Below are 25,440 nucleotides of genomic sequence, written 5' to 3' on the forward strand. Positions count from 1 at the left end.
ACGGGGCTGGTCATGACGCAGACCGGGTATCGAACGCGGCTGCGGATTCACGCAGAAGGCGCGCAACTGTGTCCACCGGCGTACTGGTCCGCCGGCGCCCGTCGAACCGACGCAGGACAATGCGCCGCGTACCCAGCCCGGGAACGTCCAGGACCTCCACGCCGTCCTCGACCACGCCGGTCAGGGCAAGCGTGGGCAGGATTGCTGCGCCTTCGCCGGCAGCGACGAGCGCCAGGGCGGTCAGTGTGTCCTGGTACTGATGCACAGTCTCCATCCGGGCGCCCGTCGACTCACGGAGCCGCCCGAGCACGGCGGAGTTCGCGGCAGAGGAGTCCACTCCCAGCCACGGAAGGGGCAGGCGGCTGAGGTCGACGTTCCCGGTGCTGAGCAGGGTCCCGGCAGGAACCACCAGTTTCCATGGCTCGTCCAGCAGCGGTTCCTCGATCATCCCGGCGCTCAGTGGAAGCTGTTCGGCTGCCGTCGAGTCCAGCTCCACCACTACGGCGTCGAGCTGGCGCTGGCGCAACAGCCGCATCAAGGCGGGAAAGTCATCTTCCACGATGCGTATTTGCAGCTGCGGGTACTGGTTCCGCCATTCGGGAAGTCGCGGGACCACCACGGTCCGGACAAAGCTCGTGAACCCGCCCACCCGGACGAGGCCTTCAACATTCGCCCCGCCCTGCGTCCTTGCCCGGGCCACGCTGAGCGCGCGTTCAATCTCTTCGCCGGCTTCCGCAATCGCGAGCCCCGCAGGCGTCAGCACCGAACCCTTCGGCGTCCGCACAACCAGGGCCTGGCCGGTTTCATGCTCCAACTTGGTGAGCTGCTGGGACACAGCTGACGGCGTAAGCCGCAGCTCATCAGCGGCCGCGAGCACGCCGCCCGTCCGGGCTACCGCTAGAAGCACCAGCAACCGGCGCGGGTCGAGATCCATGTTAAGTAGTTCTAAACCACACCTTCAGAAGAATGCAATTGAACTGAAGATAGGGGAGATCAATAATTGCGAGTGAACCCGGCTTACGCGGGTGGCACCGACGTTGAAAGGAGAGCATGGAACTGCTGTGGGAAATTGCCGGCTGGGCCGGTGCGGTTGCGATTCTTAGTGCTTTCCTGACCGTTTCAACGGGGTGGCTGAAGGCCGGCAGTGCATTCCAGACCGCAAACCTCCTGGGCTCCTGCGCCTTCATTGTCAACGGCGTCTTCCATGGAGCCTGGCCGTCAGTGGTCTCCAACATCGCCTGGTTCCTTATTTCCGCCGTTGCGCTCTTCCGCATGTGGGCGGCGCGGAACCCGGCGGTTGCCGAGGCTGCAGCGGTGCAGCTTCCCGGCGTCGCCGACACCGGCCAGCTCGCCGTCATCGAACAGCCCCGGGCAGCCTGACTCGTTTAGCCCGGTCTGCAGGTGCAGGGGCGCAGTGTTGGGTAACCTCAGACCGGTCCCTCAATCTTTTCCTGCCTGGGAGCGGGCGACGGTCAGGATTCATTTCTTCCAGGCTGGACCCGGGGCCTTGGACAGGCTGGCGGATACCGCCAGCATGCCGGCCACCTGAGCCACCCCAATGGCTCGGGTCAGGCCTGGGGGCTTCCTGAACCAGGCCATGACCGGAGCCCATGGCCCGAACTCCCATCGCTTCAGTATTCGCCCTTGATCACAAAGTAGGAGCCGCGGATGGTGCCGGCGAGCTTGGACTTCTGCCGGGCGAACTTGAAGCTGGACGCCAGTTCGTCCGGCACGTCCATGCCGTCCGAAAGCTTGAATCCCACGGCCCGCTTGGCCCCTTCATCGACGCCGTACATGACGTTGATGGACAACCCGGACTCGTAGAAAACATAGGCCATCCGCAGCCCGTCCACTTCAAAGGAGGAGACCTCCAGCGGCCTGGAGGCGATCACCAGGTTCCGCTCCGTGGACAGGATGTTGTTGACGTATTCGAGAACTTCCGGCGCCTCGTCGGCCGGGACCACTGTGAAGTCGTGGTCGTACTTGTTCTTGTAGTAGCGCGCCTCGTTGGCCCGCAGCCCGGCGAGCGCGTCGGCAACCGGTGACGATTCCAACCCAACGGTGGACACGTCTTTGAAATCCACGGTGTACGGCATGAGTCCTCCCTGGGAATGTTCTTCCGCCCATCCTTCCAGACCCATGCCGCAAACCGATCGAGCGGCCGCCCTACGAGCCCGTGTGCCTGCCGGTCAGTTTGTCCAGGATCCGGTCCACCATGCCCACCCCCGGCCCAATGGTCTTGTGGAACAGCTCCGCATGCGGTGCGCTCGGGTGCGGCCGGGTGGGGGCCAGCTTCTTCGCCTTCTCCACCTTCTCCCCGAGGTCCACGAGTTTCTCCCGCGGGATGTGAAGACGGAGCTTGGGAAACTGGTCCGACTCCTCATCCTTTGCATGGTGGCTCAGCTGTGCCTCAAGCTCCTGCACCAGCTCCAGGAAGGCGGCGTCCGAAGCATCCGATTTCTCCAGCCGCTTCATCAGCTTGACGATCTCGGCGTGCTCCTTCTTGTCATGCTCCACTTCGTCATGGCCGTCGGGCACGTGGTCCTCAACGGCCGGGTACACGTACATTTCCTCGGCGACCGCGTGGCGCATGACCTCCGCAATGAGGGTGTCCGCCAGATCCCTCCGCTCGCTTTCCCCGGGCGCGGCCTTGATCTGCCCGATCAGCGCAATCATGTCCTGGTGGTCGCTGGTCAGGATGTCCACGACATCCACGTTGGTTCCTGCGGAATTGGTATCACTCATGAGCTGGCCCTCCTCCTGCATCGCTTCGGGTAAGCGACGCGAGACGGCCAAGCTACCACGTGTCCCGAGCGCGATCCATGGGAAAGAGCCCTAAAGAAGGCCCCCTTTGAACGCCTGCCAAAGCACTCAGGCGCCGGTGGCGACAGCCACTGTGACGGGCGCCCTGAAGGAGTGCGTGCCGCCGCCAACGGTTCGCTGTGCGCCGTCCGGAAGGACGACGTCGGCCGTCACCCCGTCCGGGACGGTCGCCTCAAGCAGGAACTCCCCGCCGTCGAGCGTCCATTCAGCGCGGATCTCGCCGAGCGGGGTCTTCAGGGACGTCTTTGCCCAGTCGATCCCCTCCCCCGGCCGCGGCTGGATGAGGACGCGGGCGTAGCCCGGTTCCAGCGGGCGGATGCCGCCGATGGCCTTGTGCATCCAGTCCGCCACGGCGCCCAGGGCGTAGTGGTTGAAGCTGGTCATCTCGCCGGGGTTGATGCTGCCGTCCGGGAGCATGGAGTCCCAGCGCTCCCAGACGGTGGTGGCGCCCATGGTCACCGGGTAGAGCCAGGACGGGCAGCCTTCCTCCAGCAGCAGCCGGTACGCCTCGTCCGCATGGCCGGTATCGGTGAGCGCGTGGGTGATGAACGGCGTCCCGGCAAACCCGGTGGACACGCGGTAGCCGTTGTCCCGGACCAGCTCCGCGAGGCGGTTCCCGGCGAACTCGCGCAGCTCCGGGGTCTGCAGCACATCGAACGCAATGGCCAGGGCGTAGACGGTGGTGCAGTCGCTGCGGATGGTGCCGTCGGCAGCCACGTAGTGCTCGGCGAAGGCGTCCCGCACCCGGTCGGCGAGCGCGTTGAAGTGGGCTTCGTCGTCGTGCTTTCCCAAGAGGCCGGCGGCCTGCGCGGTGAGGCGGGCGGTGCGGTGCATGCAGGCGGTGGCCACGACGGCGGTGTCCGCCTTCGCTGCCCACGGCTGGTCGGGTGCGGCGTCCGGGTCCAGCCAGTCGCCGAACTGGAACCCGGAGTCCCACAGCCCGGCGGGCGAGAGCAGGCCCTCCACGCGGCGCGTGTGCGAGGCCATCGATTCGTACTGGTTCCGCAAAACCCTGAGGTCCCCATACGCCTCCCACAAGGCCCACGGCACCCACACGGATGCCTCGCTCCACAGCGCCGAGGACTCAGGCGACGGAAATTCCGCCGGCTGCGGGCAGTACTTCAGCGCATCCGGCACGGTGATAGGCACCAGCCCGTCCTGTGCCTTCTGCTCCGCCGCGAGGTCCAGCAGCCAGTCCTGCAGGAACCCCTTGACGTCGTACAGGTAGGCGGCGGTGGGGGCGAACACGGCAATGTCGCCGGTCCATCCGAGCCGTTCGTCCCGCTGCGGGCAGTCGGTGGGCAGGTCCAGGAAGTTGCCGCGCAGGCCCCAGACGATGTTGCGGTGCAGCTGGTTCACGAGCTCGTTGGAGCATTCGAAGGTGCCGGTGCGCTCCAGGTCCGAATGCACCACGACGGCCTCAAGGTCACTAGGCGTGAGCGTCCCTGGCCAGCCCGTAATCTCGGCGTAGCGGAAGCCGTGGAAGGTCTTGGTGGGCTCGAAGACGTCCTGCCCGCCGGAGAGGATGAAGGTGTCGGTGGCCTTGGCCGACCGCAGCGGCCGGACGCCGAGTTCGCCGTCCTCCAGCACCTCGGCGTGCCGCACGGTGATCACCTGCCCCGCCTCGCCCTGCACCGTGAACCGCAGCCAGCCCACCAGGTTCTGGCCGAAGTCCACCAGTGTCTTTCCGGCCGGCGAGGTAAGTATCTCCACAGGAGGCACGACGCCGGCACGCACCACGGGTGGGCCCACCGGCTCAGCCAGCCGGTCGGCGTCGAACGCCAGCTCGCGGACACCGGTCCAGTCAGCGCCCGGCGCAAAGCCGGGCTCCGCCCAGCCCGGCTGGAGGCGGCGGGCGTCGATGTTCTGCCCGTCATAGAGGTCGTTGAAGGTGGTGGCGGATGGGCCGGACTGCCAGGAGGTGTCCGAGGCGACGGTCTGGATGTGGCCGTCGTCGAACTCGATGTCCAGCTGCCCGAAGAACCCCAGCTCGTCGCCGTACAGGTTGGACATGCCGTGCCAGGCCAGCCGCCCGCGGTACCAGCCGTTGCCGAGCTCTACTCCGATCACCGTGGACGGGCCCACCAGGTGGGTGACGTCGTAGCTGCGGTAGCGGAGCCGCCACTCGTAGGAGCTCCAGCCCGGGCTCAGCACGTCCGGGCCTACGGGGATGCCGTTGATGAACGCCTCGTAGACACCCAACGCGGTGGCCCTGAGGACCGCGTCCACCACTGCCCCGTGGCCCTCCTCAAGGATGAACTCCTTCCTGAGCAGCGGGGCGCCGCCAAAGTCCTGTTCGGGGGTGATCATGGCGGCGTGCCAGGGAGTCGAAGTCATGGGTCAGTGGTCCTTTGTGAAGAGGTGAAAGGTATCTAGGCGTAATGGCAGGCAACGTCAGCGGTGCCCACCCGTCGCAGCGCGGGCCGTTCGGTGGCGCACAGCTCGGTGGCCAGCGGGCAGCGGAGCCGGAACGGGCAGCCGCCGGGCCCGGGGACGGCGGCTGCGCCGGTGCGGACACCCAGCGACTCACGGGCCTCCCGCCGGGCGGCCTGTTCCGCGGGGCGGGGCACGGGTGATGCGGCCACGAGGGCCTGGGTGAACGGGTGCTGCGGATTCTCCGTGACGGCGGCAGCGGGGCCGGTTTCCATCACCTGCCCGCGGTAGAGGACCACCACGCGCTGGGCCAGGAACTGGACCACGGCGATGTCGTGGGCGATGAACAGGTAGCTCAGGCCGCGTTCGTCGCGGAGGTCGGCCAGGAGGTTGAGCACCTGGGCCTGGGTGGACAGGTCCAGGGCGCTGACGGCTTCGTCGCAGACCACCAGTTGGGGGTCGCAGATCAGGGCGCGTGCCACCGAGATGCGCTGCCGCTGGCCGCCGGAGAACTGGCTGGGGTACCGGTCCACGGCCTCACGGGGCAGGCCGACGCGTTCCAGCATGTCCTCTGCCTTGGCCCGGGCCTCGGCCGGGGAGGCGCCGCGCAGTCGGAGCGGTTCGGCCAGGGAGGTGCCTATGGTGTTCCGCGGGTTCAGCGATGAATTGGGATCCTGGAAGACTGCCCGCAGCTCCCCGCCAAGGTCCCTGCGCTGGGCCGCGGTAGCGGAGGTGATGTCCTTGCCCCGGTAGGAGATGGCGCCGGCGGAGACCTTCTGCAGGCCCAGGATGGCCTTGCCGATGGTGGATTTTCCGGAGCCGGACTCCCCCACCAGTCCAACAGTCTCTCCGGGGGCGATGCTGAAGCTGACATGGTCGACGGCGGCCGGTGCGGCGGCTGCCTTGCGCCCCCGGCCGTAGCGGACCACCAGGTCCGTGACCTCGAGCATGGGAGTGGCGGCGGGCTGCGACGTGGGGTCGCTGCGTTCCGTGACAGCGGTGCTCATGCCAAATCCTTTTCAACGATGTGGTCTTGCGTGCGGGTGACTTCCAGCCGCCGTGCGGCGGGGACGTCCGTGGGCAGCCAGTCCATCCCTTCGACGGCGAGCTGGTCCGCCTTGACGCAGCGAACCAGGCCCTCGCCCGTACCGGAAGCCAGCAGCGGAACCGGCTCCAGGCAGGCGGAGCCGGCGAACTGGCAGCGGGCGGCAAACCGGCACCCCGTGGGCCAGTCCTTGGGCTGCGGCACCTGGCCGCTGATGGTGGCCAGGCGTTCGGGCATGCTGTCCGCGTGGTTGGCGTGCGGGTCCGCTGCCAGCAGAGCAAGTGTGTAAGGGTGACGGGGGTTGTCCAGGATGGCCGCGGTCCTGCCGTTCTCCACCACCTGCCCGGCGTACATCACGGCTACCTGGTCGCAGATGTCCGCCACCACGCCGAGGTCGTGTGTGACCATGACGACGGACATTCCGGTGTCCTTCACCAGGGTCCGGAGCAGGGAGAGGATTTCGGCCTGCACTGTGACGTCAAGTGCGGTGGTGGGTTCATCCGCCACCAGCAGCCTCGGCTGGCCGGAAAGTGCCAGGGCGATGGCCACGCGCTGGGCCATGCCGCCGCTGATCTGGTGCGGGTAGGTCTTCAGGATCCGCGCAGCATCAACGATCCCTACCTTCTCCAGCAGGCTCCGCGCTTCGGCGCCGGCCTCGGCCCTGCCCATGCCCCGGAGCCGGCGGATGGTGGCGGTGAGCTGGTAGCCAATGGTGAACATCGGGTCCAGGGCGCGCATGGGTTCCTGGCTGATCAGCGCGATCTCCCGGCCCCGGACAGCTTCCATGTCTTTCTCCGTGGTGGCGGCGAGGTTCCTGCCGTTCCAGAGGATCTGCCCGCCCGGGACCGAAACCCCGGAGGGCAGCAGTCCCAGGAGGGACAGCGCCGTCATGGTCTTGCCGCAACCGGACTCCCCCACCAGGCCCAGAACGGTGCCGGGCCGGACGTCGAAGGACACGTCGGTGACCAGCCGGACGCCGTTGCCTGTACCCGCACTGTCGACGCCGACCGAGAGGTTCCGGACACTGAGCATCCCCTGTTCCGGCGCCTCCTCCGGGCGGGCGGGAGCAGCGGCTGCGATGGCAGCAACGGCTTTGGCGCGCTGCCGGCGGGCTGCCGCCGACGGCAGGTGCGGGGCGGCAGCGTTGGGCGCCTTGCCCAGGGCGTTACCAATGGCATTGGCCGAAAGGACCGTCAGGGCCAGCACAGCGCCGGTGGGCACCATCATCCACGGGGCGTCGTAGACGTGCTGGGACGCTCCCTGGATCATGCCGCCCCAGCTCGGCTGCGGGATGGGCGGGCCGAAGCCGATGAACGCCAGGCCCGCCTGGATGAGCATGCCCACGGCGAAGATCAGCGCGGCCTGGACCACGATGGTGTTGGCAAGGCCGGGCAGGACGTGGCGGAGGCTGATGCCCAGCGGGCTGATGCCGTCCACTTTGGCCGCGTCCACGTAGAGCTGGGACTGCAGGGATTTGGCCTGGCCCAGGATCACGCGGTAGATCCCGGCGGACATCAGGATGCCCAGGATGGCCATGACCACCGGGATGTTGGTTCCCACGGCACCAATGACTGCCAGGATGATAACGGTTCCCGGCAGGGACATCATGATCTCGGTGACCCTGCTGATGACGCCTTCCGTCCGTTCGCCCGCGCCGGCGGCGAGCATGGCCAGGATGGTGCCGAGTCCGACGCCGACAACCACCGTAAGCAGGGACGTTCCCAGGGTGCCGGCCGCGGCGGCGAAGATGCGGCTGAGGATGTCCCGGCCCAGTTCATCCGTGCCCAGCCAGTGGGCGGCGGTGGGACCGGAGAGGACGGCGGTGAAGTCCTGGTCCTCGGTCTTGAACGGCAGCCAGAGCGGAGCCGTCAGGGACGCAATGACAAGCGCCGCCAGCCACACGAGGCCTGCTACGGCTCCCGGTGACGCGAAGAGACGGTGCTTGGAAAACCTGGCGAGTGCCGCCTTGCCGGCGCTGGGCACGGGGGCTCCTCCCGCCGTCGTACTTCCTGTCTGGTCCGCGTCCGCGGGGGCCGGGGCGACTGTGGGGATCATGAGGCACGCAACTTCGGGTCGAGGAACTTGGTGGCGAGTTCCAGCACCAGGTTGACGGCGACCACCACCACGGTGGCGATCACCACCACGCCCTGCACGGCGGGGGCATCGTGGGTGCTGACGGAGGACTGGACGGCCTGCCCCAGGCCGGGCATGGCGAACAGCTGCTCCGCGATGACCGAGCCGCCGAACAGGCCAATGAACTGCAGGGCGATCCCGGCCACGATCGGCAGGCTGGCGTAGCGCAGGGCGTGGACGTAGAGGATTTTCCAGGTAGGGGTGGCCGTGGCGCGCAGCGTGCGGATGTGCTCCTGCTGCAGCGCTTCCAGCATGGATGCCCTGGTCTGGCGGGCGATGAAGGCTGCGCCGCCAACGGCCAGGGTGATCACCGGCAGCGCCAGGGACAATGCCCAGTCCTGCGGTGAAACCTCGAACGGCACGTAGCCGGTGGCGGGGAAGACCGAGGACTGGACGGCGAAGAGGTACACGAAGATGATGCCCACCCAGAAGGCGGGCAGGGCCACCAGCAGGCCGACGAAACCGCCGATGAGCTGGTCCAGCACGCCGCCGCGGACGGCCGCGGTGACCCCGAGGGCAATGCCAAGGACCGCGCTGAGGATGGTGGCTCCGGCAGCGAGCGAGGCGGTGACAGGCAGGCGGCTGGCAAGGTCGGCGCTGACCGAGCGGCCGTCGATCAGCGAAACGCCCAGGTCGCCATGGACGGCGGAACCGAGCCAGGTGAAGAACTGGGTGAACAGGGGGTCGTTCCAGCCCAGCCGCTGGTTGACCTCGTCGATCGCGTCCTGGGAGGCGCCAGCGCCGAGGGACACGGCCCCGGGGCTTCCCGGCATTGCGTGGACCAGCAGGAATGCCAGCACCGCAACCACCAGCACGGTGGCCAGCGCCATCAGCAGGCGCTTGGTGATGAATAGTGCCATAGTGACCTCCATCGGTCAGGCCCTTCCCGGCGGGCCCATTCCTGGAACCCTGCCGGGAAGGTGCGCGTTTTAGCTGGCCGGGGTGTAAGACGAGAGAAGCGGGTAGGCGTTGGTGCCGGCGAATTTCACCGGGGACACCTTCTTGGTGTTGTAGCCCTGGTTGGTGAGCGCCTCGTACAGCGGGATCATCCAGCCGGACTCCACCAGCCGGGTGTTCAGCTTGGTGGCGGCTGCCTTGACGGCGGCGTCGTCCTTCGCTGCGGCCAGCTCGCCGGTCGCTGCGCTCAGCTGGTCATCGGTGGCTTTCTGGACATTGGTAAAGCCGTTGAGGATGGCGCCATACATGACGCCGACCGGGTTGTCCCAGTTCAGCGGTGCGTAGCCCAGCGGCGTGGTGGCGACGGCGGCGAAGGCTTCGTCGGTGGAGGCAGCCATCTTGACGTTCATGGTGATGCCGACGGCGGCGAGGTCCTTCTGGACGGCCTGCAGGTCCGTCTGGGTCTGGGCGCCGGCGATGATGGTGAACTCGAAGCCGTTGGGGTAGCCCGCCTCTGCCAGCAGGGCCTTGGCCTTGTCCGGGTTGTACGCGAATTTGGTCTCAAGGTCCTTGGTGAAGCCGGCCGAATCCTTGGGCAGGGCGTTCCACGCGGGGATGTCGCCCTTGTGCAGCGCGTCCACCAGGGCCTGGCGGTTGATGGCGTACTGGATGGCCTGGCGGACCTTTTCCTGGCCGAACGCCGGGGCGGTCTTGCCGGTCTTGTCGAAGGAGATCATGGTGTTGACGGTGCCGCCGATCTGGGTGACCCCGACGCCCTTGGACTTGGCGAAGTCAACAGTGTTCGAGGTCAGCATGGCGACGTCCGCCTGGCCGGAGACCAGGGCGTTGGCCCGGGCCTGGGGGTCCATGACAACGCTGAAGACCACCTTCTTGTAGGCGTATTCGGAGGCGTCCGCGCTCTTGTCGTTCTTCACCAGGACGTACTTGTTGCCCTTCACGGTGGAGGGGTCCAGGGTGTAGGGGCCGGAACCGTCCGGGGTTGCCCCGAGGCTGGCCGTGTCCGTGACACCGTTCTTGCCCACGATCATGCCCGTGGTGGAGGCCAGGTTCTTCTCGAACCCGGGCTGCGGCTTGGCGAAGGTCAGGGCCACCTGGGTGGGGCTGACCACATCCACGGAGGTGATTTCCTGTGCGCCGCCCTTGGCTACGGCGGAGTAGGCGCTCAGGGCGGGATCGGAGCGGCGGTCCAGGTTGGTTTTGACCAGGGCGGCGTCGAGTTTGGACCCGTCGGTGAACGTGACATCGTCCTTGAGGGTCAGCGTCAGGACGGTGTTGTCGGCGTTATAGCTGAACTCCTTGGCCAGGCCGGGGCCTGTGGAACCGTCCGGCTGAAGCGTCATGAGGCTGTCGTAGAGGCCTTCGAAGAACTGCCGCTGTGCCGCAGAAACACGCAGGGGATCATAGCCGAAGGAGGCCGAGTCGCTGTCGATTGCCAACGTAAGGCTGCTGGTATCGGCCTTGGCTGCGGCCTGGCTGGACCCGCCGCCGCAGGCAGCAAGGGAACCGATCAGCAGGGCACCGGTCAGGACGGCAGCGCTGCCGCGCCCGGTGGTGGTCATAAGTTTCATCTGGTGCGCCTTCGCATTCTTGACGGTGACAAACGGAGGAAATTTGAGGGACCGGAGCTGTCCGGCTCCCTTCAAGAATCCGTGGGGAGCAGCGCTACCAAACATGACAATGTCATTCATTGAAAAAGTATTGTGGCGGCGGTCATGGACCTCGTCAGGATGGATGCAGGCAGCGAGGTCTGGGACGCGTTGTGCGCGTCCATCATGAAAGGAACCCCTATGACCAACCCGTTTCCGCAGGACTTCCTTTGGGGCGTGGCCACCGCAGGCCACCAGGTGGAAGGCAACAACGTCAACAGCGATATCTGGTTCCTGGAACATCTTCCCGGCACCATCTTCGCCGAGCCCTCAGGGGACGCCGTGGACCACTACCACCGGTACCGGGAGGACATCACGCTGATCGCCGGGCTCGGTTTCAGCACGTACCGCTTCTCCCTGGAGTGGGCACGGATCGAGCCGGAAGAGGGCCACTTCTCGGTGGCTGAGCTGGACCACTACAAGCGGGTGCTGGAAACCTGCCTGGAGCACGGCCTGACGCCGATGGTCACCTTCCACCACTTCGCATCACCGCTCTGGCTGCTGCGCTCAGGCGGCTGGGAAAGCGGCCGCACGCCCGAGCTCTTCGCCCGGTACTGCGACCGCGTGATGGCACACCTGGGCGGCCTCATCGGCGCCGCGTGCACCCTGAACGAGCCCAACCTTCCGTGGCTGCTGGAATCCTTCGGCATCGGCGGCGAAGCACCGGAAAACCGGGGCAAAGTCCCCATGTGGGCCGCAGCTGCCGAGCGCCTCGGCGTTGACGCCAGCACCGTGGCGCCGTTCCAGTTCTGCTCCACCGAGGCGGGGTTCAACGTCAAGCTGGCCGCACACCGCGCCGGCACGGCGGCGATCAAGGCACACCGGCCGGACCTGCAGGTGGGCTGGACCCTGGCGAACTCGGATATCCAGGCCATCCCCGGCGGCGAGGAGACGGCCGACCGCGTGCGCCGCAACGTCAACGAGCGGTTCCTGGAGGCTTCCCGCGGTGACGACTTCGTGGGCATCCAGACGTACGGCCGCACCGTGTACGGCCCGGACGGCCACGCGCCTGCCCCGGAGGGGGCGCCCACCAACCAGATGGGCGAGGAGATCTACCCCCAGGGCCTGGAGGCAACTATCCGCGAAGCGTGGCGCGTTGCCGGTATCCCGGTGATCGTCACCGAGAACGGCCTGGCCACCGAGGATGACAAGCAGCGGCTTGACTACTTGAAGACGGCGGTCGACGGCGTTGCCTCCTGCCTTGCCGACGGCATCGACGTGCGGGGTTACATCGCCTGGTCCGCGTTCGACAACTTCGAGTGGATCTTCGGTTACCGGCCCAAGTTCGGGCTGATCGCCGTCGACCGTTCCACCCAGGAGCGGACGCCGAAGGAGAGCGCGCGCTGGCTGGGCAGCTTCGCCCGGCAGCACAGCGAGGCCGGGGCCCCGCAGCCCGCCTGACCCCCAGCCGACCACCCAGTGAATGGCCCGGACCAGCTTTGACGGTCCGGGCCATTGTTGTTGCCTACTGAAGCAGGCGAAGCTTCGCGGCGAAGTCGGCCATGATGAGCCTGGTGTCCACCGACGTGTACGTGCGCCGCTGGGGCTCTGCGGATGTTTCGACGTAGGTGGACGTGACATCGTCGAGGCCGGTGACCACCAGGGGTGCGCTGTCGCCCAGGCACCACAGCGGCCCGAACTTCACGAAATCCGGCACGTCCAGGTTGTTGAAATGCTCCCAGAGCCACGTTCCGGCCGGGCCTGCGTTCCTGAACGTGTGGTCAAGTTCGGCCACCGGGGCAACAACCCGCCGGTACGCCTCCGCCGGGAACTGCCACACGGCAAGGTCCCGGTTGCCCAGCACAAAGTCCGCTGCGGCGGGATCCGTGAAGTAGTTGTACTCCTCCTCGTTCTGGGCGGCTCCGCCCACCCAGGCCAGGGTGAGGGAGCGAGCGACGTCGGGATCCAGCAGGAGTGCGTCGGCCACGTTGGTGAGCGGGCCGGCGCATACAAGGATCAGGGGAAGGTCTCCCCCGGCGGCAGCTGCGTCAACAATCGCCCGCGCAGCAGGATTGCCCCGGGGTTGACCCGTGAAGGGAGCGTTGGGGCCGGCGTGGACCACCGCCAACTCCGGAAGCTTGAGGACGCCCAGCAGTTCGCCGGCCAACTCTGCCCCTCGTTGTGCCATGCCCTCCGGCGGCCCGAACATCGGGTTGGTCAGCGAGCTCGTGACCGCCACGATCGTGTTGGCGGGCGACAGCGCGTGGTGCGCCAGGGCAACCAGCCCGTCCGGGTCGCCCGCCCAGTCGTTGTCGATCACAACGCGGCAGCGCGGATCAATGCGAATCATGTCCATCCGGCAAGCATCCCAGCACCGGCAGAACCGCAGGACGGCACTTCCAATGACCGAAAGGGAAGGAGCGCCGGCGGCTAATCCGTGGCAGGTTCGCGGATCACCAGCACCGGGCAGTGCGCGTGGTGGATGGTTTGATGGGACACGGAGCCGAGCAGCATTCCAGTGAACCCGCCGTGGCCGCGTGAACCGAGGGCCACGAGGTCGGCGTCCTTGGAAGCATCGATGAGAGCAGACGCGGGGTTACCTTCCACAATGCGACCGGTGACAGTCACCCCTTGGTCCTTGACGCGTTCCAGTTCGGCTTCGAGGATGGCCTGGGCGTCCTTCTGGAAGATTTCGTAGTCCCAGGCGGTGCCCATGGCGTCGCTGACGTAGGGAAAGCTCCGGGCGGTCACCGCTTGCACCTCCCCCTTGCGCAGCTTGGACTCCTCGATGGCCCAGTCCATCGCCGCCCTGGATTGGTCGGAGCCGTCCACCCCCACGACGATTCGAAAGCTTCCGTTACCGGCCACGACTCTCCTTTACCTCACCTGGGGCCGTCGGGGCTAACCCTGGTCCGTCGTCGTACCCTGCGCCGGGACGGCCACAGTGGAATGCTCAGGTTTGGCGGCCTGGTGCGGATTTCCCGCTTCCCTGGCGCAGTGGAGGCAGCAGTAGATGCCGGCTTCGCTCTCAACGGGGTGGCCCAGGATCCGGCAGCCGCAGTGCTCGCAGGCGGGAGCCATCAGGTGGATGGCGCATTCGAAACTGTCGAACGTCCCGGTCTGGTTTCCCATGCTGACGGTGAACATACGGCCTTCGCTGCCGCCGCAGACATCACATGCGCCCATGGTCCTTGCCTCCTGTTGTCGTCCCTGCTCCAGACACTCAAGTTGACTGCTTTCGCGAATGACTGCCTAGGGGCAAAAGTCCCACGGCGGGCGGCGGTGGCGCCAAAATATTTCCTGATTCGCCCATCCGCCCGCCTGCCGGTTCCGAAGTCCAATCGTAGAAGTGTAACCAAAGGCTAGGACGGGACAATGGAAGCGGAGGACCAACAGGCGCTGACAGGTGCCGTCATCAAGGAGCACCGGCTGGATCTGGCGCAACTGTGGCTGGAGTTTGTTGGACTGGGCGGGGATGCCTCCGAGCAGCTCATCAGGGAATACTGTGCAGGCGAGGCCACCCTTTCCCCCAAGGAGCGCGACGCGCTGGCGCAGGCAGTGAACGAGCACTGCGTTGCCGAGGGCCTGCCGCTGCGGGCTCCGTTCAGTGGCTCCGCCCTGTTCCTGCTGCGGCCGGAGCGGCATGATCCGGAACGGAAGGACCCCTACTCGTCGAAGTAGGTGAAGGTATCCGCGGCCCCTGCCACTGACGTGATTACAGCGGCGGCAACTTCCCGGAGTTTCATGTTCCTGGTGCTGGATGCGTTCCGCAGCAGCTTGAAGGCGGCGGCCTGGCTGCAGCGGTTCTGCGCCATGATGGCCCCCGTGGCCAGGTCGACTACGGTGCGGGTCTGCATGGCAGCGCTCATGCCCTCCTTGGTCTCCTCCAGCTTGAGCATGCGCAGGGCGAGTTTCAGGCCCTTGGATGCCCGCCGCACAAAGGCCTCGGCAGCATGAATCCCGTCATGGGCCGCTTCAAGCGGCTGGGAGCAGTAGAAGGTCACAACGCCCCGGGCGTCCTCCTCCAGCGCTGCCGGAATGCTCAGTACCGAAAGGAATCCCTGCCTCCGGACCGCCCGGACGTACCCGGGCCACCGCTGCTCCCGCCGCAGGTCTGCCACCAGCACAGTACCGCCAGTCCGCATGGCCGCCAGCCCCGGGCCGTCGCCCTGCTCGGACTCCAGCAGGGTAATCAGTGGTGCGCCGGCGTTGCTGCTGGCACTGGCCACGGGTTTCTTGGGCCGCAGTATCATAATTTCGCAGGTGCATTCGTGATCCGGAGAGCCGAGCCTGGATGCGGCATATTCCGCCAGGTTCCGAAGGAATGCCTCAACTTCGGGGTTTTGCAGGAACGACTCCTGGAGATGCAGTGCAACGTCTGCGAAGTTCTCACCTTCAGGGACGCCGGCATTGAGCACGGGTTTTACCTCCCGGACAGTAGTTATAGCCACAGTTCGTGGCCGCCCACTGCCGGACGGTGATGCCAGCCTACCTGCGCCGACGCCGTAACCTGTCAACCATGACGCGCCTCTCCACCCCCGTCGGATCCGTCCGGGGCACCGCCCTGGACATTGACGGGACCCCTATCCACCGGTTCCTTGGCATCCCGTATGCCGGGCCGCCGTCGGGTGCCAACCGCTTCCGGCCGCCGGTCCCGGTGGAGCCGTGGCAGGGAGTGCTGGACTGCACCGTACCCGGCGCCGCTGCACCCCAGAACCCTGAGTCCGCCGCGCCCCCGGAGGCCAAGCCGCGCAGCTGGGACGAGGACGGCTGCCTCAACCTGAACATCTGGACACCGGGGACGGATGGCCCGGCCAGGCCGGTAATGGTTTGGATCCACGGCGGCGCCTACCTTCTGGGCGCCAACAGTGACGCGATGTACGACGGCGCCCGGCTGGCCGCCGCGGGGGGCGTGGTGCTGGTGTCCATCAACTACCGCTTGGGCGCCCTGGGCTTCCTCCACCTGGCCGACCTGCTGGGTACCGGGTACGAGGACTCGTCCAACGTTGCCCTGCTGGACCAACTGGAGGCGCTCCGCTGGATCCGCCGGAACATCGGCTCCTTCGGCGGCGACCCCGCAAACGTCACCGTCTTTGGCGAGTCCGCAGGCGCCGCAGCGATCGGAACCCTGCTGGGCATGCCGGCGTCGGAAGGGCTGTTCCGTCGCGCCATCATGCAAAGCGGCACCGCGGAACGGTACCGCCGGCCGGAGGAGTCCGCCCGCATCAGTTCACTGTTCCTGGAGCTGTGCGGCCTCGACGCCTCCTCCGCCCAGGCGCTGCCGGCCCTCCCGGTGGAGCGGCTGCTCGAGGCCCAGGCCGCCGTGGAGCGGCGCGTTGCTGCCGAATCCTTTGCGGTTCCCCTGCCGTTCCAGCCCACGGTGGGCACGCCGTCGCTGCCGGAGCCGCCACTGGACAGTATCCGCAACGGGCTCAGCAGAGGGGTAGACCTGCTGGTCGGCACCAACCTCAACGAGGGCTCCTTCGCCGTCGAGATGCGCCCGCCTGCAGCAAATGATCCGGACTACCCGGACCGCGCGGCCGCCGTGCTGGCCGGGGCGGGGATTCCGGCTGCCGCGGCACCGGGTTATGCGGAGGCCCTTGCCCAGGTATTGAACCGCCCGCCGTCAGGCAAGGAACTGCTGGAGTCCGCCATTGCCGATTCCGTCTACCGCCAACCCAGCAACAGGCTCCTGGCTTTGCGCCGGCTGGCTGAACGCAACGGCGTGGCGGGTAGCACGTTCGCCTACCTGTTCACGTGGCGCAGCCCCGCTATGGGCGGCAGGCTCGGCGCCTGCCACGCCCTGGATATCCCTTTCGTCTTCAGGCACCTGGACATTCCCGAAGCAGCCTTCCTCACCCGCGGCAAAGCGCCCAAGCCACTCAGCGACGCCATGAGCGGAGCCTGGGCGTCCTTCGCGCGCACGGGAAATCCAGGCGCGGAGGGGCTTTCCTGGGCCGGGTACGGGCAGGAGGGCACCACCATGGTGCTCGACGACGGGCCCCGCCTTGAGGCCGACCCCCGGCATGGGATCAGGGAGTTCTTTGAAGGGGTCAGGATGCTGCCAGCGAGTTAAGCGTGTCCCGGATCCCGTTGAGCGCCGGGTCCCGCAGGGAGTTGAAGGCAGGCTTCAGGAGCGGCTGGATGATCTTGGCCGGCCCGTTGATGCTGAACTCGGCCGTGTACTTCACCACCGAGCCCGTCCCGTTGGGGCTGACGTCGATTGAGTCGAAGGCCGTGACCGTCTTGTTCTCGCCGCGCAGCTTGATGTGGTTGGCGGTCAGCTCGATGACCTCATAAACCAGGGTCTGGCGCTTTCCCCGGAACTCGGACTCGGCATGGTACTTGTGCCCCACAGCCACCGGCCCCGGGGTGAGCTTGTCCATGACGGGGGTGTTGGGGTCCCACTTGCTGGTGTTCTCAAACTCACTCATGAAGGCAAAGGCCTTCTCCGCGGGCAGGTTGGTTTCCACACTTCCGGTGACTGTGATCATCGTCCCAGTGTAGGAGCACCCTGCAACTGGTCGGCTGCCATCTTGTAGCAGAGCCTGCCATCCAGTGGCTGCGGCAGGATCCACACCTGGTACCCCTCGGCGGCGGTGAACAGTTCCCGGCCGCCGCCGGAGTCAGCCGCGAGCCACAAGGCGGCGGGCTCCGGCATGGCGTCATCCACCACGCCGGAGCGTACAACGTCAGAATCACGCCTGATTTCTACCGGCACGCCAATCAGCTGGGCCCAGGCATAGTGAGGATAAGGCTTCATGGCACTCCCTGGTGCTCCGGGTTCGCGGAGCTGTCAGTGGATGTGGCTGCCACCGTTGATGTCGATGGTGGTGCCGGTGAGGTAGGCCGAGTCTTCCGAGGACAGGAAGGTGATCACGGAAGCCACTTCCTCAGTAGTGGCGTTGCGGCCCAGCGGGATGCCCGCGTTGATGGCCGCTTCCTGCTCCTCGGTGCTGCCCACGCGGATGTTGGTGTCCACGGCGCCGGGGGTGATGGCGTTGACGGTGACACCCGTGGCGCCCAGTTCGCGGGCCAGCGCCTTGGTGAAGCCAAGGATTGCCGCCTTCGCCGCGGAGTAGGGGACCTTGCCGAAGACGCCGCCGCCACGCTGCGCCGAGACGGAGGACATGTTCACGATCCGGCCCCAGCCGTTTTCGATCATGTCCGGCAGGAAGGCCTTGGTCACCAGATAGGTGCCGGTGGCGTTGACGTCCATGACCTTGTGCCACAGCTCGAGCGTGGTCTCCAGGAACGGGATGGGCGAGGTGATGCCGGCGATGTTGGCCAGGGCGCCAACGGGCGGCAGGTTGCCGGCGGCAACTTCGGCGGCGACGGCGGCCTGGGTTGCCGTGACTGAGGCTTCGTTGGCAACGTCGATCTCGTGGCCGAAGGCGGGGACGTTGAATTCGTTGCCAATCTCGGCAGCGACCTTGGCGGACTTCTCGCCGTCGAGGTCCAGGATGACGATGCCCCACCCTTCACGTGCGTAGCGGCGGGCGGCGGTGATGCCGATGCCCCGCTCGGAGGTTGCTCCGGTTAGGACGGCGGTGCGCTGGATGGTGGTCATGGTGGTGCTCCTTGAATTGTTTTGGTGGATCGCTTGTTTGGGTGGATCGATTGCTCCCTACCGGCTCCCAACCTTCGCAAGCTCAGGTCGGGGCCCTCGCCGGCAGGGGCCCACGTAGTTGTCGTTATGGGGTCCCCAACGGCATCTACGCAGGTGGGGCTCAGATGAGGTCGGTGATGAAGCTTGCTGCCTTGGCGGCGGCGGCCGGGCGTTCGTCGTTGGTGACGTCCCGGGTTTCCAGTTCGAGCGAGAAGTGGCCGGTGTAGCCGTCTGCGGCGAGCCGCTTGAGGCCGCCGGCGAAGTCGGCGTCCCCGTTGCCGACGCTGAGGTTGATGTTCCCCGGCACGGCATCGCGCAGGTGGACGTGGCTGATCCGGCCGGTGTGCCGGTCCAGGTAGGCCTGGATATCCTCCCCGGCAGCCACAATGTGGCTGAAGTCCATGACGATCCCGACGCCGGAACCGGCAAGGCGGTCGGCCAGGAGTCCCGCGCGTTCCAGGTTCCAGCAGAACCGCAAGAAGTGCAGGGATTCTGTCCAGAGTTCGACGCCGAACTCCGCCGCCCGCTGTCCGGCACCAATGAGCTGGGCGGCAACGAGGTCCAGATCCTCTTCGACGCTCCGGACCGGGGTGTGGTCCAGTGCGCCGCAGGGAAGGACGAGGGCCTTCGCGCCGATGTTGGCGGTGAGGCTGAGCAGCGCGTCAAGGTGGCGCTCCCGCGCTGCGTGCCCGTCGGCGTCGAGCACTTTATTGAGGTCCCCGACGTCGCCGTTGACCGAGCGGACCCGCAGTCCGGACGCGTTGACCTCGGCGGAGACAGCCTCCACCGCGGCCGTGTCGAGTTCATAGGGAACGTGATCGCAAACGCCGGGGAGGGCCCCCAGATCTATCTCTTCGAAGCCCAGTTCCTTCATGGTGTGCAGGGCCCCGCCCAGGTCCTCGTGCCGGAAGCTGATGGATGAACACCCGAGTCTGGAATGGAACATCGTTGATCCTCTGGTTCGTGCCGAGCTTTAGTGATGGGCACCACAGTAGCGGCGTTAACTGTCAACAGTCAACTCTCACAGTTGACTGTTGACAGTGGGGATGATGTGGGTCACACTGGAGCCATTAATTGTTAACAGTCGACAGCGGCGGATCTCCTCCAGCCGCTTTTCGAAAGGGAACCACCATGAGCAAAGATGCTCTGACCATGCGCGGTCCGGTCCACGGCACCAAGGACGCAAGGCGAGTTGCCATCGGATCCGGCGTGGGGGCCGTAATCGAGACGTATGACTTCATCGGCTTCGGCACCGCTGCCGCACTGTATTTCGGCACAGCATTCTTCCCCGGAACAGATCCCGTCACCGGCACGCTCGCTTCCTTCGCCACCCTTGGCGTTGGCTTCGCAGCCCGCCCGCTGGGCGGCATCATCGGCGGCCACCTCGGTGACAAGGTGGGCCGCAAGCCCGTCCTTGTCGCCTCTCTCATCCTGATGGGTCTGGCCACCTTCGCCATCGGCCTGCTCCCCACGTACGCTGCGGTCGGCCTACTCGCTCCCGCACTCCTCGTGTTTGTCCGCATCGTCCAGGGCCTTGCCTTCGGCGCGGAATGGGGAGGCGCGATCCTGATGAGCTATGAGCACGCACCCTGGAAGGCCAAGGGCAAGTACACCGGCATCGTCCAGGCCGGCTTCCCCGTGGGCCTGCTGCTGGCCAACCTGACCTTCCTGTTCAGCGTCCAGCTCGGCAACGAACTGGCCTGGCGCATCCCGTTCCTGGCAAGCATCCTGCTGGTCATCGTGGGCCTGGTCATCCGCTCCAAGGTCCCCGAGTCCCCGGTGTTCGATGAGGTAAAGGACAGCGGCGCCATCGTCAAGGCCCCCATCGTTGAGGTCATCAAGACCGACTGGCGCAACATCGTCAAGGGCATCGGCCTCCGCATCGCCGAGACCGCAGGCTACGCAGTGTCCATCACCTACATGATTTCCTACCTCAACAGCCAGCACCTGGCGGACAAGAGCCAGACCCTGATCGCCCTCTGCATCGCTTCGGCCATCGGCATCTTCGCCACCCAGGCCTGGGCCGCACTGACGGACCGCATCGGCCGCCGCCCGCTGTACGTCTGGTCCACCGCTTTCGCCGCACTGTTCGCCATTCCGATGTTCCTGCTGGTCAACACCGGCCTGTTCATCGCCATCATCCTCACCATCGTGATCTCCTACGCGGTATGCCAGAACTCCCTGGCCGGTGCCCAGGGCGCCTGGTTCCCGGAACTCTTCCAGGCCAAGACCCGCGCCTCCGGCGCCAGCCTGGCGTACCAAATCTCGGCCATGGTGTCCGGCTTCACCCCGTTCATCACCACCCTGCTGTTCGTCAGCTTCGGCTGGATGGGCCCGGCACTGCTCTTCGGCGGCTATGCCCTGATCGGTCTCTGGGCCGCCGTCGCCACCCGGGAAACCTGGGGCAAGCGCGAACGCGAACTGGCTGAGGAAGCCACCAAAAGCACCCCCAACACCGTCAACGCCTGAATGACCACCACGCACGAAACGACCACGGAGCAAGCAATGCCTACAGATACCGTCCAGGACGCCGCCCCGCAGGGACAAACACTGCAGACCGCAGTGACCCCGGAGCGGGTGGACCAGATCAGCGCCGCCGCGTACCGGATCCGGCACCACGCCCTGAACATGGGTGAGGTGCAGGGCCAGGGCTACGTGGGCCAGGCCCTGGGCGCTGCGGACATGCTCGCCACGGTCTACGGTGACCAGCTCCGCTTCCGCGCCGAGGACCCGCACTGGGAAGCCCGCGACCGGTTCCTGCTCTCCACCGGCCACTACGCCATCGGCCACTACGCGGCCCTCGCCGAAGCCGGCATCGTCCCGGTGGAGGAACTGGAGACCTACGGCTCGGACGATTCCCGGCTGCCGATGTCCGGGATGTCAACGTACACCCCGGGGATGGAAATCTCCGGCGGCTCCCTGGGGCACGGTTTGACCATCGCCGTCGGCATGGCCCTGGGCCTGCGCTACCAGGGCTCTTCCGCCCGGGTGTTCAACTTCCTCTCCGACGGCGAGCTGGACGAAGGCTCCACCTGGGAAGCCGCCATGGGTGCACACCACCACCAGCTGGGCAACCTGACGGCCATGGTGGACATCAACGCCCTCCAGGCCGACGGCAAGACGGAAACGGTCCTGCGCACCGAGCCGGTCACGGAGAAGTGGGAATCCTTCGGCTGGTACACCCAGCGGGTGGACGGCAACGACGTCGGCGCGCTGCTCGAAGCGTTCGACAACGCAGCTGCCCAGGCCGGCGCCGTCGGGCGTCCCTCCGTGATCCTGTGCGACACGAAGGTGGGCCGCGGCGTGCCGCTGCTGGAAAACCGCGAAAAGGCGCACTTCATGCGCATCGAAGAACACGAATGGCAGATCTGCCGCGAACAGCTCACCGCCGGTTACCAAGGAAAGGCTTCAGCATGAGCACCACCACCAAGGCCGCTTCGGCACCTGCAGCCACCACCGCAGCCGCCAAGCCGAAGCTGAAGACCTCGGCGATGATCGCCTCCTTCGCCGACCCGGGCCAGAAGACCGCCAACGCACCGTTCGGGCATGCCCTGGTCAAGGCCGCACAGGAGAACGACAAGATCGTGGGCCTGACCGCGGACCTGGGCAAGTACACGGACATGCACATCTTCGCCAAGGCCTTCCCGGAGCGGTTCTTCCAGATGGGCATGGCGGAGCAGCTGCTGTTCGGCGCCGCCGCCGGCCTGGCCGAGTCCGGCCTGGTTCCGTTCGCGTCCACCTACTCCGTGTTCGCGGCCCGCCGCGCCTATGACTTCCTGTGCCTCGACGCTGCGGAACCGAACCTGAACGTCAACATCGTGGGCGGCCTGCCCGGCCTTACCACCGGGTACGGTCCCAGCCACCAGGCCACCGAGGACATGGCGATCTTCCGCGGCATGCCCAACCTGACCATCGTGGACCCCTGCGACTCAGTGGACATCGAGCAGGCCGTCCCGCAGCTCGCAGCCTCCGAAGGTCCCACCTACCTGCGGCTGCTGCGCGGCAACGTGCCCACGGTTTTGGACGAGTACGACTACACCTTCGAGCTCGGCAAGGCAAAGGTGCTTCGCGGCGGCAACGACGTGGTGTTCATTTCCTCCGGCCTGATGACCATGCGCGCCCTGCAGGCAGCCAAGGCCCTGGCTGCACACAACGTGGACGTCGCCGTCGTGCACACCCCTACCATCAAGCCGTTCGACGCCGGGACCGTCCTCAAGGAGGTCAACACCGACCGGTTGGCCGTCACCCTGGAGAACCACTCCATGGTGGGCGGCCTGTTCGAAACTGTTGCCTCCGCCGTCGTCACCGCCGGAGTAGGCAAGCGCGTGGTGCCCATCGGACTGCCGGACCAGTTCCTCGACGCCGGCGCACTTCCCACCCTGCACGACCGCTACGGCCTTTCGGTGGACCGCATCGTGGCCAAGGTCCTCGCCGAACTCGGTTAAGGGCAGCAGGACAAATCCGGAAAGCGCGGCACCGGTCCCGGCCAGTGCCGCGCTTTCTGTCGTACTATCGAAACCACTACCGACTGTAAACAGTCGACTTATGACATTGAGGACAGAAGCCATGGCCGGACTGACCGCCCCGCTGCTGGGACTGGAAAAGAAAAGCCTGCGCGAGCAGGCGCTCTCGGCGCTGAGGACCGCCATCACCAGCGGTGAGCTGGAACCCGGCCGGCACCTGGTGGAAACCGAACTGTCCGAGATGCTGCAGATCAGCCGCGGCACCCTCCGCGAGGCCCTCCGCCAGCTGGAGCAGGAAGGCCTCCTGTCCGCCGGACCCCGCGGCCGGCTCTCCGTCCGCCATCTGGACGAAAAGGAAATCCGGGACATCTTCGCCGTCCGGGCCGCCCTGGAATCACTGGCCGCGCGGACCCTCTGCGAACTTCCTGACCGGCAGCACGTCACCGACTCGCTGCACAGCGCCATCGACGCGATGACCGAAACCACCAAGGGCACCCTCAAGGAACGCATTGAATCGGATCTTGAGTTCCACCGGACGCTCTGCCGGCTCACCGGAAACGAGACACTCCTCCACTCCTGGGAATCATTGGAGGGCTCCATCCGGATGTCCATCATGTTCGCCGGCCAGGAGAAGGGGGTCAGCAACATGAGCGTGGACCGCCACAAGGACATCGTGGCCGCCATCGACACCGGTGACGCCACATTGGCCCGAAAGACCATCCTGGAACACATGGATTCCGCCGCCGCCAACCTGGTGGCTTAACCTCCTTTTCTGGGTCCTGTTCGGGAATCCCGGCGCCCTTCCGGCCGTTAACCTACTGCGCGGTAAATAACCGCGGTGGTATCGAGGGATGGAATGACCGCAAAGTTTGTGTCAGTCGAGGACGACGCCGGGAAGGTCACCCGGTACAGCCGCCATGACAACGGCGGCGGCCTCATAGCTCCGGGGGCCAGCGTGGCGGACAGCGCCCGGATAGGCCCCATGACCTATGTGGAGCACGGGGCACAGGTGGGCTCAGGCTGCCGGATTGGACACGGAACCTGGATCGACAGGGGCGCGGTGATTGGCGACCGCACCGTGATTGGCGACGGCGTGCGCATCGGACGGGGCACAGTTATCGGCAACCGCGTGCACATTGGCAGCCATTCGCGGATCGGCTCCAGCGTCCTGGTGGAGCATGGCGTCCACCTGGATTCCGACAGCACCGTACCCGATGGCAGTGAGGTCCTCGCCGGAGCGCATACACGGCTGGCCCCGGCAAGGCACCGGCAACACCGGAAGACGAAGGGCGGAATGGCCGCCTGACTCCGTCCCTGAACGCACCCGGGGAGCCTGGCAGTCAACCGGAGGTGCTCCCGCGCACCACCAGTTCCGCCGGATAAATGACCGGTTCCAGTTGCTGCCCCTGATTTTCAATGGCGTTGACCAAAAGGCGTCCTGCTGCTGCGGCCATTTCCGCTACTGGGTGGGCAACCGTTGTAAGGCCGAGTCCGTCCGCACTGAGGATGGCGTGGTTGTCGAAGCCCACAACCGCAACGTCCTCCGGCACACGCCGCTTCATGCCCCGCACCAGGTCCACCACGCCGAGCGCCATGAGGTCCGAGGCAGCGAAAACTCCGTCCAGCTCCGGCGCCCGGGCCAAAAGGCTCCTCGCTGCGTCCGCGCCGCCCGCCGTCGTGAAGTCCCCGTAAACGACGGGCCCGGGCTGCAGGCCGGCCTCCTTGAGCCCCTGCATCCAGCCTTCCAGCCGGTCGACGGCGGCCGTCATGTCGCTGGGGCCGGCAACAGTTCCGAGGCGGGTACGGCCGATGCCGGCAAGGTGGCGGGCCGCCAGCCTGCCGCCCTCGAAGTTGTCCAGGTCCACAAACGGAAGCCCGGACTTCCCGTCCCACGGCCTGCCGATGAAGACGGTAGGCAGCCCGGTGGAAGCCAGGCTTTCCACCCAGTCATCGGCACGGTGATGGGACACGACGATGGCGCCGTCCACGTGGCCGCCGCGCAGGTAGCGGAGCGTCCGGGAAGAATCGTCCCCCGCCCGGGACATCAAGAGGACCAGCTGCAGATCGGTGTCCCGGAGGGATTGGTTCACCCCCGTGATGACGGCCGCGAAGTACGGGTCCATCATCACCCGGGCGTCGGGTTCGGGGATGACAAGGGCCACTGATCCCGTCCGCCGGGTGACCAGGCTCCGAGCAGCACGGTTGGGGGTGTAGCCCAGTGCCACAATGGCGGCGTCGACGGCGGCCTGGGCCTGCGCGCTCACCTTCGATCCGCCGTTGATAGCACGGGAAGCCGTGGAGCGTGACACCCCGGCAGCTGACGCGAGGTCCTCCAGGGTCGGATTCGGCCGTCCCTCCCTGACTGCCGCAGGCCGGGTGATCTTCTGGTTCACTCCACCGACATTACGACACCCATGGGTATGCGGACGCTTGCGCAACCCTTGCTGGCGCTGAAGGGCGGTGCTACTCTTCACCGGTGGGAGCGCTCTC

General features: G+C 66.6%; 26 protein-coding genes. 9 read left to right on the forward strand and 17 right to left on the reverse strand.

All coding sequences use genetic code 11. From position 1 onward, the window contains the following. Positions 1 to 10: 10 nt before the first annotated feature. Complete coding sequence (locus QF031_RS18655; RefSeq protein WP_307431663.1) at positions 11 to 934, reverse strand: LysR family transcriptional regulator; 924 nt, start codon at positions 932 to 934, stop codon at positions 11 to 13. A gap of 116 nt (positions 935 to 1,050) precedes the next feature. Here QF031_RS18655 and QF031_RS18660 point away from each other — a divergent pair, with 116 nt between their 5' ends. Next, positions 1,051 to 1,380: a CBU_0592 family membrane protein gene (locus QF031_RS18660; RefSeq protein ID WP_307431666.1), complete on the forward strand. Its 330-nt coding sequence runs from the start codon at positions 1,051 to 1,053 to the stop codon at positions 1,378 to 1,380. A 251-nt stretch (positions 1,381 to 1,631) separates the two neighbouring features. Here the strand turns inward: QF031_RS18660 and QF031_RS18665 are convergent, their stop codons facing one another. The 7 genes from QF031_RS18665 to QF031_RS18695 form a co-directional block, all read right to left on the reverse strand. Further along, entirely contained in the window at positions 1,632 to 2,096 is a 465-nt protein-coding gene (locus QF031_RS18665) for a phage tail protein (RefSeq protein WP_307431668.1), read from the reverse strand. A 70-nt stretch (positions 2,097 to 2,166) separates the two neighbouring features. Then, positions 2,167 to 2,745 carry a hemerythrin domain-containing protein gene (locus QF031_RS18670; protein ID WP_307431670.1) on the reverse strand — a complete coding sequence of 193 codons (579 nt, stop codon included), beginning with the start codon at positions 2,743 to 2,745 and terminating at the stop codon, positions 2,167 to 2,169. Positions 2,746 to 2,871: 126 nt separating this feature from the next. Further along, positions 2,872 to 5,160 (reverse strand): family 78 glycoside hydrolase catalytic domain, encoded by a 2,289-nt coding sequence (locus tag QF031_RS18675; protein ID WP_307431673.1) that lies wholly within the window; start codon positions 5,158 to 5,160, stop codon positions 2,872 to 2,874. Between the two features lie 35 nt (positions 5,161 to 5,195). Continuing rightward, on the reverse strand, positions 5,196 to 6,203 hold the full coding sequence (locus QF031_RS18680; protein ID WP_307431676.1) for an oligopeptide/dipeptide ABC transporter ATP-binding protein: 1,008 nt from the start codon (positions 6,201 to 6,203) through the stop codon (positions 5,196 to 5,198). After that, positions 6,200 to 8,296: a dipeptide/oligopeptide/nickel ABC transporter permease/ATP-binding protein gene (locus tag QF031_RS18685; RefSeq protein ID WP_307431679.1), complete on the reverse strand. Its 2,097-nt coding sequence runs from the start codon at positions 8,294 to 8,296 to the stop codon at positions 6,200 to 6,202. Before QF031_RS18685 ends, QF031_RS18680 begins: the two co-directional genes overlap by 4 nt. Next, positions 8,293 to 9,246, reverse strand: a complete 954-nt coding sequence (locus QF031_RS18690) for an ABC transporter permease (RefSeq protein ID WP_307431682.1) — start codon at positions 9,244 to 9,246, stop codon at positions 8,293 to 8,295. Before QF031_RS18690 ends, QF031_RS18685 begins: the two co-directional genes overlap by 4 nt. A 57-nt stretch (positions 9,247 to 9,303) precedes the next feature. Next, positions 9,304 to 10,860, reverse strand: a complete 1,557-nt coding sequence (locus QF031_RS18695; RefSeq protein WP_307431685.1) for an ABC transporter substrate-binding protein — start codon at positions 10,858 to 10,860, stop codon at positions 9,304 to 9,306. Between the two features lie 219 nt (positions 10,861 to 11,079). Here QF031_RS18695 and QF031_RS18700 point away from each other — a divergent pair, with 219 nt between their 5' ends. Next, positions 11,080 to 12,339: a glycoside hydrolase family 1 protein gene (locus QF031_RS18700; protein WP_307431687.1), complete on the forward strand. Its 1,260-nt coding sequence runs from the start codon at positions 11,080 to 11,082 to the stop codon at positions 12,337 to 12,339. A 64-nt stretch (positions 12,340 to 12,403) separates the two neighbouring features. Here QF031_RS18700 and QF031_RS18705 read toward each other — a convergent pair whose 3' ends face one another. The 3 genes from QF031_RS18705 to QF031_RS18715 form a co-directional block, all read right to left on the reverse strand. Continuing rightward, positions 12,404 to 13,234 carry a nucleoside hydrolase gene (locus QF031_RS18705; protein ID WP_307431690.1) on the reverse strand — a complete coding sequence of 277 codons (831 nt, stop codon included), beginning with the start codon at positions 13,232 to 13,234 and terminating at the stop codon, positions 12,404 to 12,406. 74 nt (positions 13,235 to 13,308) lie between these two features. Further along, complete coding sequence (locus tag QF031_RS18710; RefSeq protein WP_307431691.1) at positions 13,309 to 13,746, reverse strand: universal stress protein; 438 nt, start codon at positions 13,744 to 13,746, stop codon at positions 13,309 to 13,311. A gap of 33 nt (positions 13,747 to 13,779) precedes the next feature. Further along, on the reverse strand, positions 13,780 to 14,064 hold the full coding sequence (locus QF031_RS18715) for a hypothetical protein (RefSeq protein WP_307431693.1): 285 nt from the start codon (positions 14,062 to 14,064) through the stop codon (positions 13,780 to 13,782). 189 nt (positions 14,065 to 14,253) lie between these two features. Here QF031_RS18715 and QF031_RS18720 point away from each other — a divergent pair, with 189 nt between their 5' ends. Then, positions 14,254 to 14,559 (forward strand): hypothetical protein, encoded by a 306-nt coding sequence (locus tag QF031_RS18720; protein WP_307431697.1) that lies wholly within the window; start codon positions 14,254 to 14,256, stop codon positions 14,557 to 14,559. Here the strand turns inward: QF031_RS18720 and QF031_RS18725 are convergent. Further along, positions 14,544 to 15,329: a GAF and ANTAR domain-containing protein gene (locus QF031_RS18725; protein ID WP_307431699.1), complete on the reverse strand. Its 786-nt coding sequence runs from the start codon at positions 15,327 to 15,329 to the stop codon at positions 14,544 to 14,546. The genes QF031_RS18720 and QF031_RS18725 overlap by 16 nt on opposite strands. Positions 15,330 to 15,397: 68 nt before the next feature. On the opposite strand from QF031_RS18725, the gene QF031_RS18730 reads away from it, so the two are divergent. Beyond that, complete coding sequence (locus QF031_RS18730) at positions 15,398 to 16,954, forward strand: carboxylesterase/lipase family protein (protein ID WP_307431701.1); 1,557 nt, start codon at positions 15,398 to 15,400, stop codon at positions 16,952 to 16,954. Here QF031_RS18730 and QF031_RS18735 read toward each other — a convergent pair. The 4 genes from QF031_RS18735 to QF031_RS18750 all read right to left on the reverse strand — a co-directional run bounded on the left by QF031_RS18735 (position 16,932) and on the right by QF031_RS18750 (position 19,433). Continuing rightward, on the reverse strand, positions 16,932 to 17,372 hold the full coding sequence (locus QF031_RS18735; protein ID WP_307431704.1) for an SRPBCC family protein: 441 nt from the start codon (positions 17,370 to 17,372) through the stop codon (positions 16,932 to 16,934). The genes QF031_RS18730 and QF031_RS18735 overlap by 23 nt on opposite strands. Further along, entirely contained in the window at positions 17,369 to 17,641 is a 273-nt protein-coding gene (locus tag QF031_RS18740) for a hypothetical protein (protein ID WP_307431706.1), read from the reverse strand. The genes QF031_RS18735 and QF031_RS18740 overlap by 4 nt, the downstream gene beginning before the upstream one ends. Positions 17,642 to 17,674: 33 nt before the next feature. Next, the gene (locus QF031_RS18745; RefSeq protein WP_307431709.1) at positions 17,675 to 18,448 is read right to left on the reverse strand and encodes an SDR family NAD(P)-dependent oxidoreductase; all 774 of its coding nucleotides are present in this window, start codon (positions 18,446 to 18,448) and stop codon (positions 17,675 to 17,677) included. A 160-nt stretch (positions 18,449 to 18,608) separates the two neighbouring features. Next, positions 18,609 to 19,433 (reverse strand): sugar phosphate isomerase/epimerase family protein, encoded by an 825-nt coding sequence (locus QF031_RS18750; RefSeq protein WP_307431711.1) that lies wholly within the window; start codon positions 19,431 to 19,433, stop codon positions 18,609 to 18,611. Positions 19,434 to 19,618: 185 nt separating this feature from the next. Here QF031_RS18750 and QF031_RS18755 point away from each other — a divergent pair, with 185 nt between their 5' ends. The 5 genes from QF031_RS18755 to QF031_RS18775 all read left to right on the forward strand — a co-directional run bounded on the left by QF031_RS18755 (position 19,619) and on the right by QF031_RS18775 (position 24,256). Next, a complete protein-coding gene (locus QF031_RS18755; protein WP_307431714.1) occupies positions 19,619 to 20,956 on the forward strand; it encodes an MFS transporter in 1,338 nt (445 codons plus the stop codon). Positions 20,957 to 20,992: 36 nt separating this feature from the next. Beyond that, entirely contained in the window at positions 20,993 to 21,904 is a 912-nt protein-coding gene (locus QF031_RS18760; RefSeq protein WP_307431716.1) for a transketolase, read from the forward strand. Continuing rightward, positions 21,901 to 22,932: a transketolase family protein gene (locus QF031_RS18765; protein ID WP_307431720.1), complete on the forward strand. Its 1,032-nt coding sequence runs from the start codon at positions 21,901 to 21,903 to the stop codon at positions 22,930 to 22,932. The genes QF031_RS18760 and QF031_RS18765 overlap by 4 nt, the downstream gene beginning before the upstream one ends. A 121-nt stretch (positions 22,933 to 23,053) precedes the next feature. Next, positions 23,054 to 23,713, forward strand: a complete 660-nt coding sequence (locus QF031_RS18770) for a GntR family transcriptional regulator (RefSeq protein ID WP_307433499.1) — start codon at positions 23,054 to 23,056, stop codon at positions 23,711 to 23,713. Positions 23,714 to 23,806: 93 nt separating this feature from the next. After that, positions 23,807 to 24,256: a transferase gene (locus tag QF031_RS18775; protein ID WP_307431723.1), complete on the forward strand. Its 450-nt coding sequence runs from the start codon at positions 23,807 to 23,809 to the stop codon at positions 24,254 to 24,256. 34 nt (positions 24,257 to 24,290) lie between these two features. Here QF031_RS18775 and QF031_RS18780 read toward each other — a convergent pair whose 3' ends face one another. Continuing rightward, positions 24,291 to 25,343 carry a LacI family DNA-binding transcriptional regulator gene (locus QF031_RS18780; RefSeq protein ID WP_307431726.1) on the reverse strand — a complete coding sequence of 351 codons (1,053 nt, stop codon included), beginning with the start codon at positions 25,341 to 25,343 and terminating at the stop codon, positions 24,291 to 24,293. Positions 25,344 to 25,440: the final 97 nt, after the last annotated feature.

The organism is Pseudarthrobacter defluvii, from assembly GCF_030816725.1.
In the GTDB taxonomy this organism is placed as follows: domain Bacteria; phylum Actinomycetota; class Actinomycetes; order Actinomycetales; family Micrococcaceae; genus Arthrobacter; species Arthrobacter defluvii_A.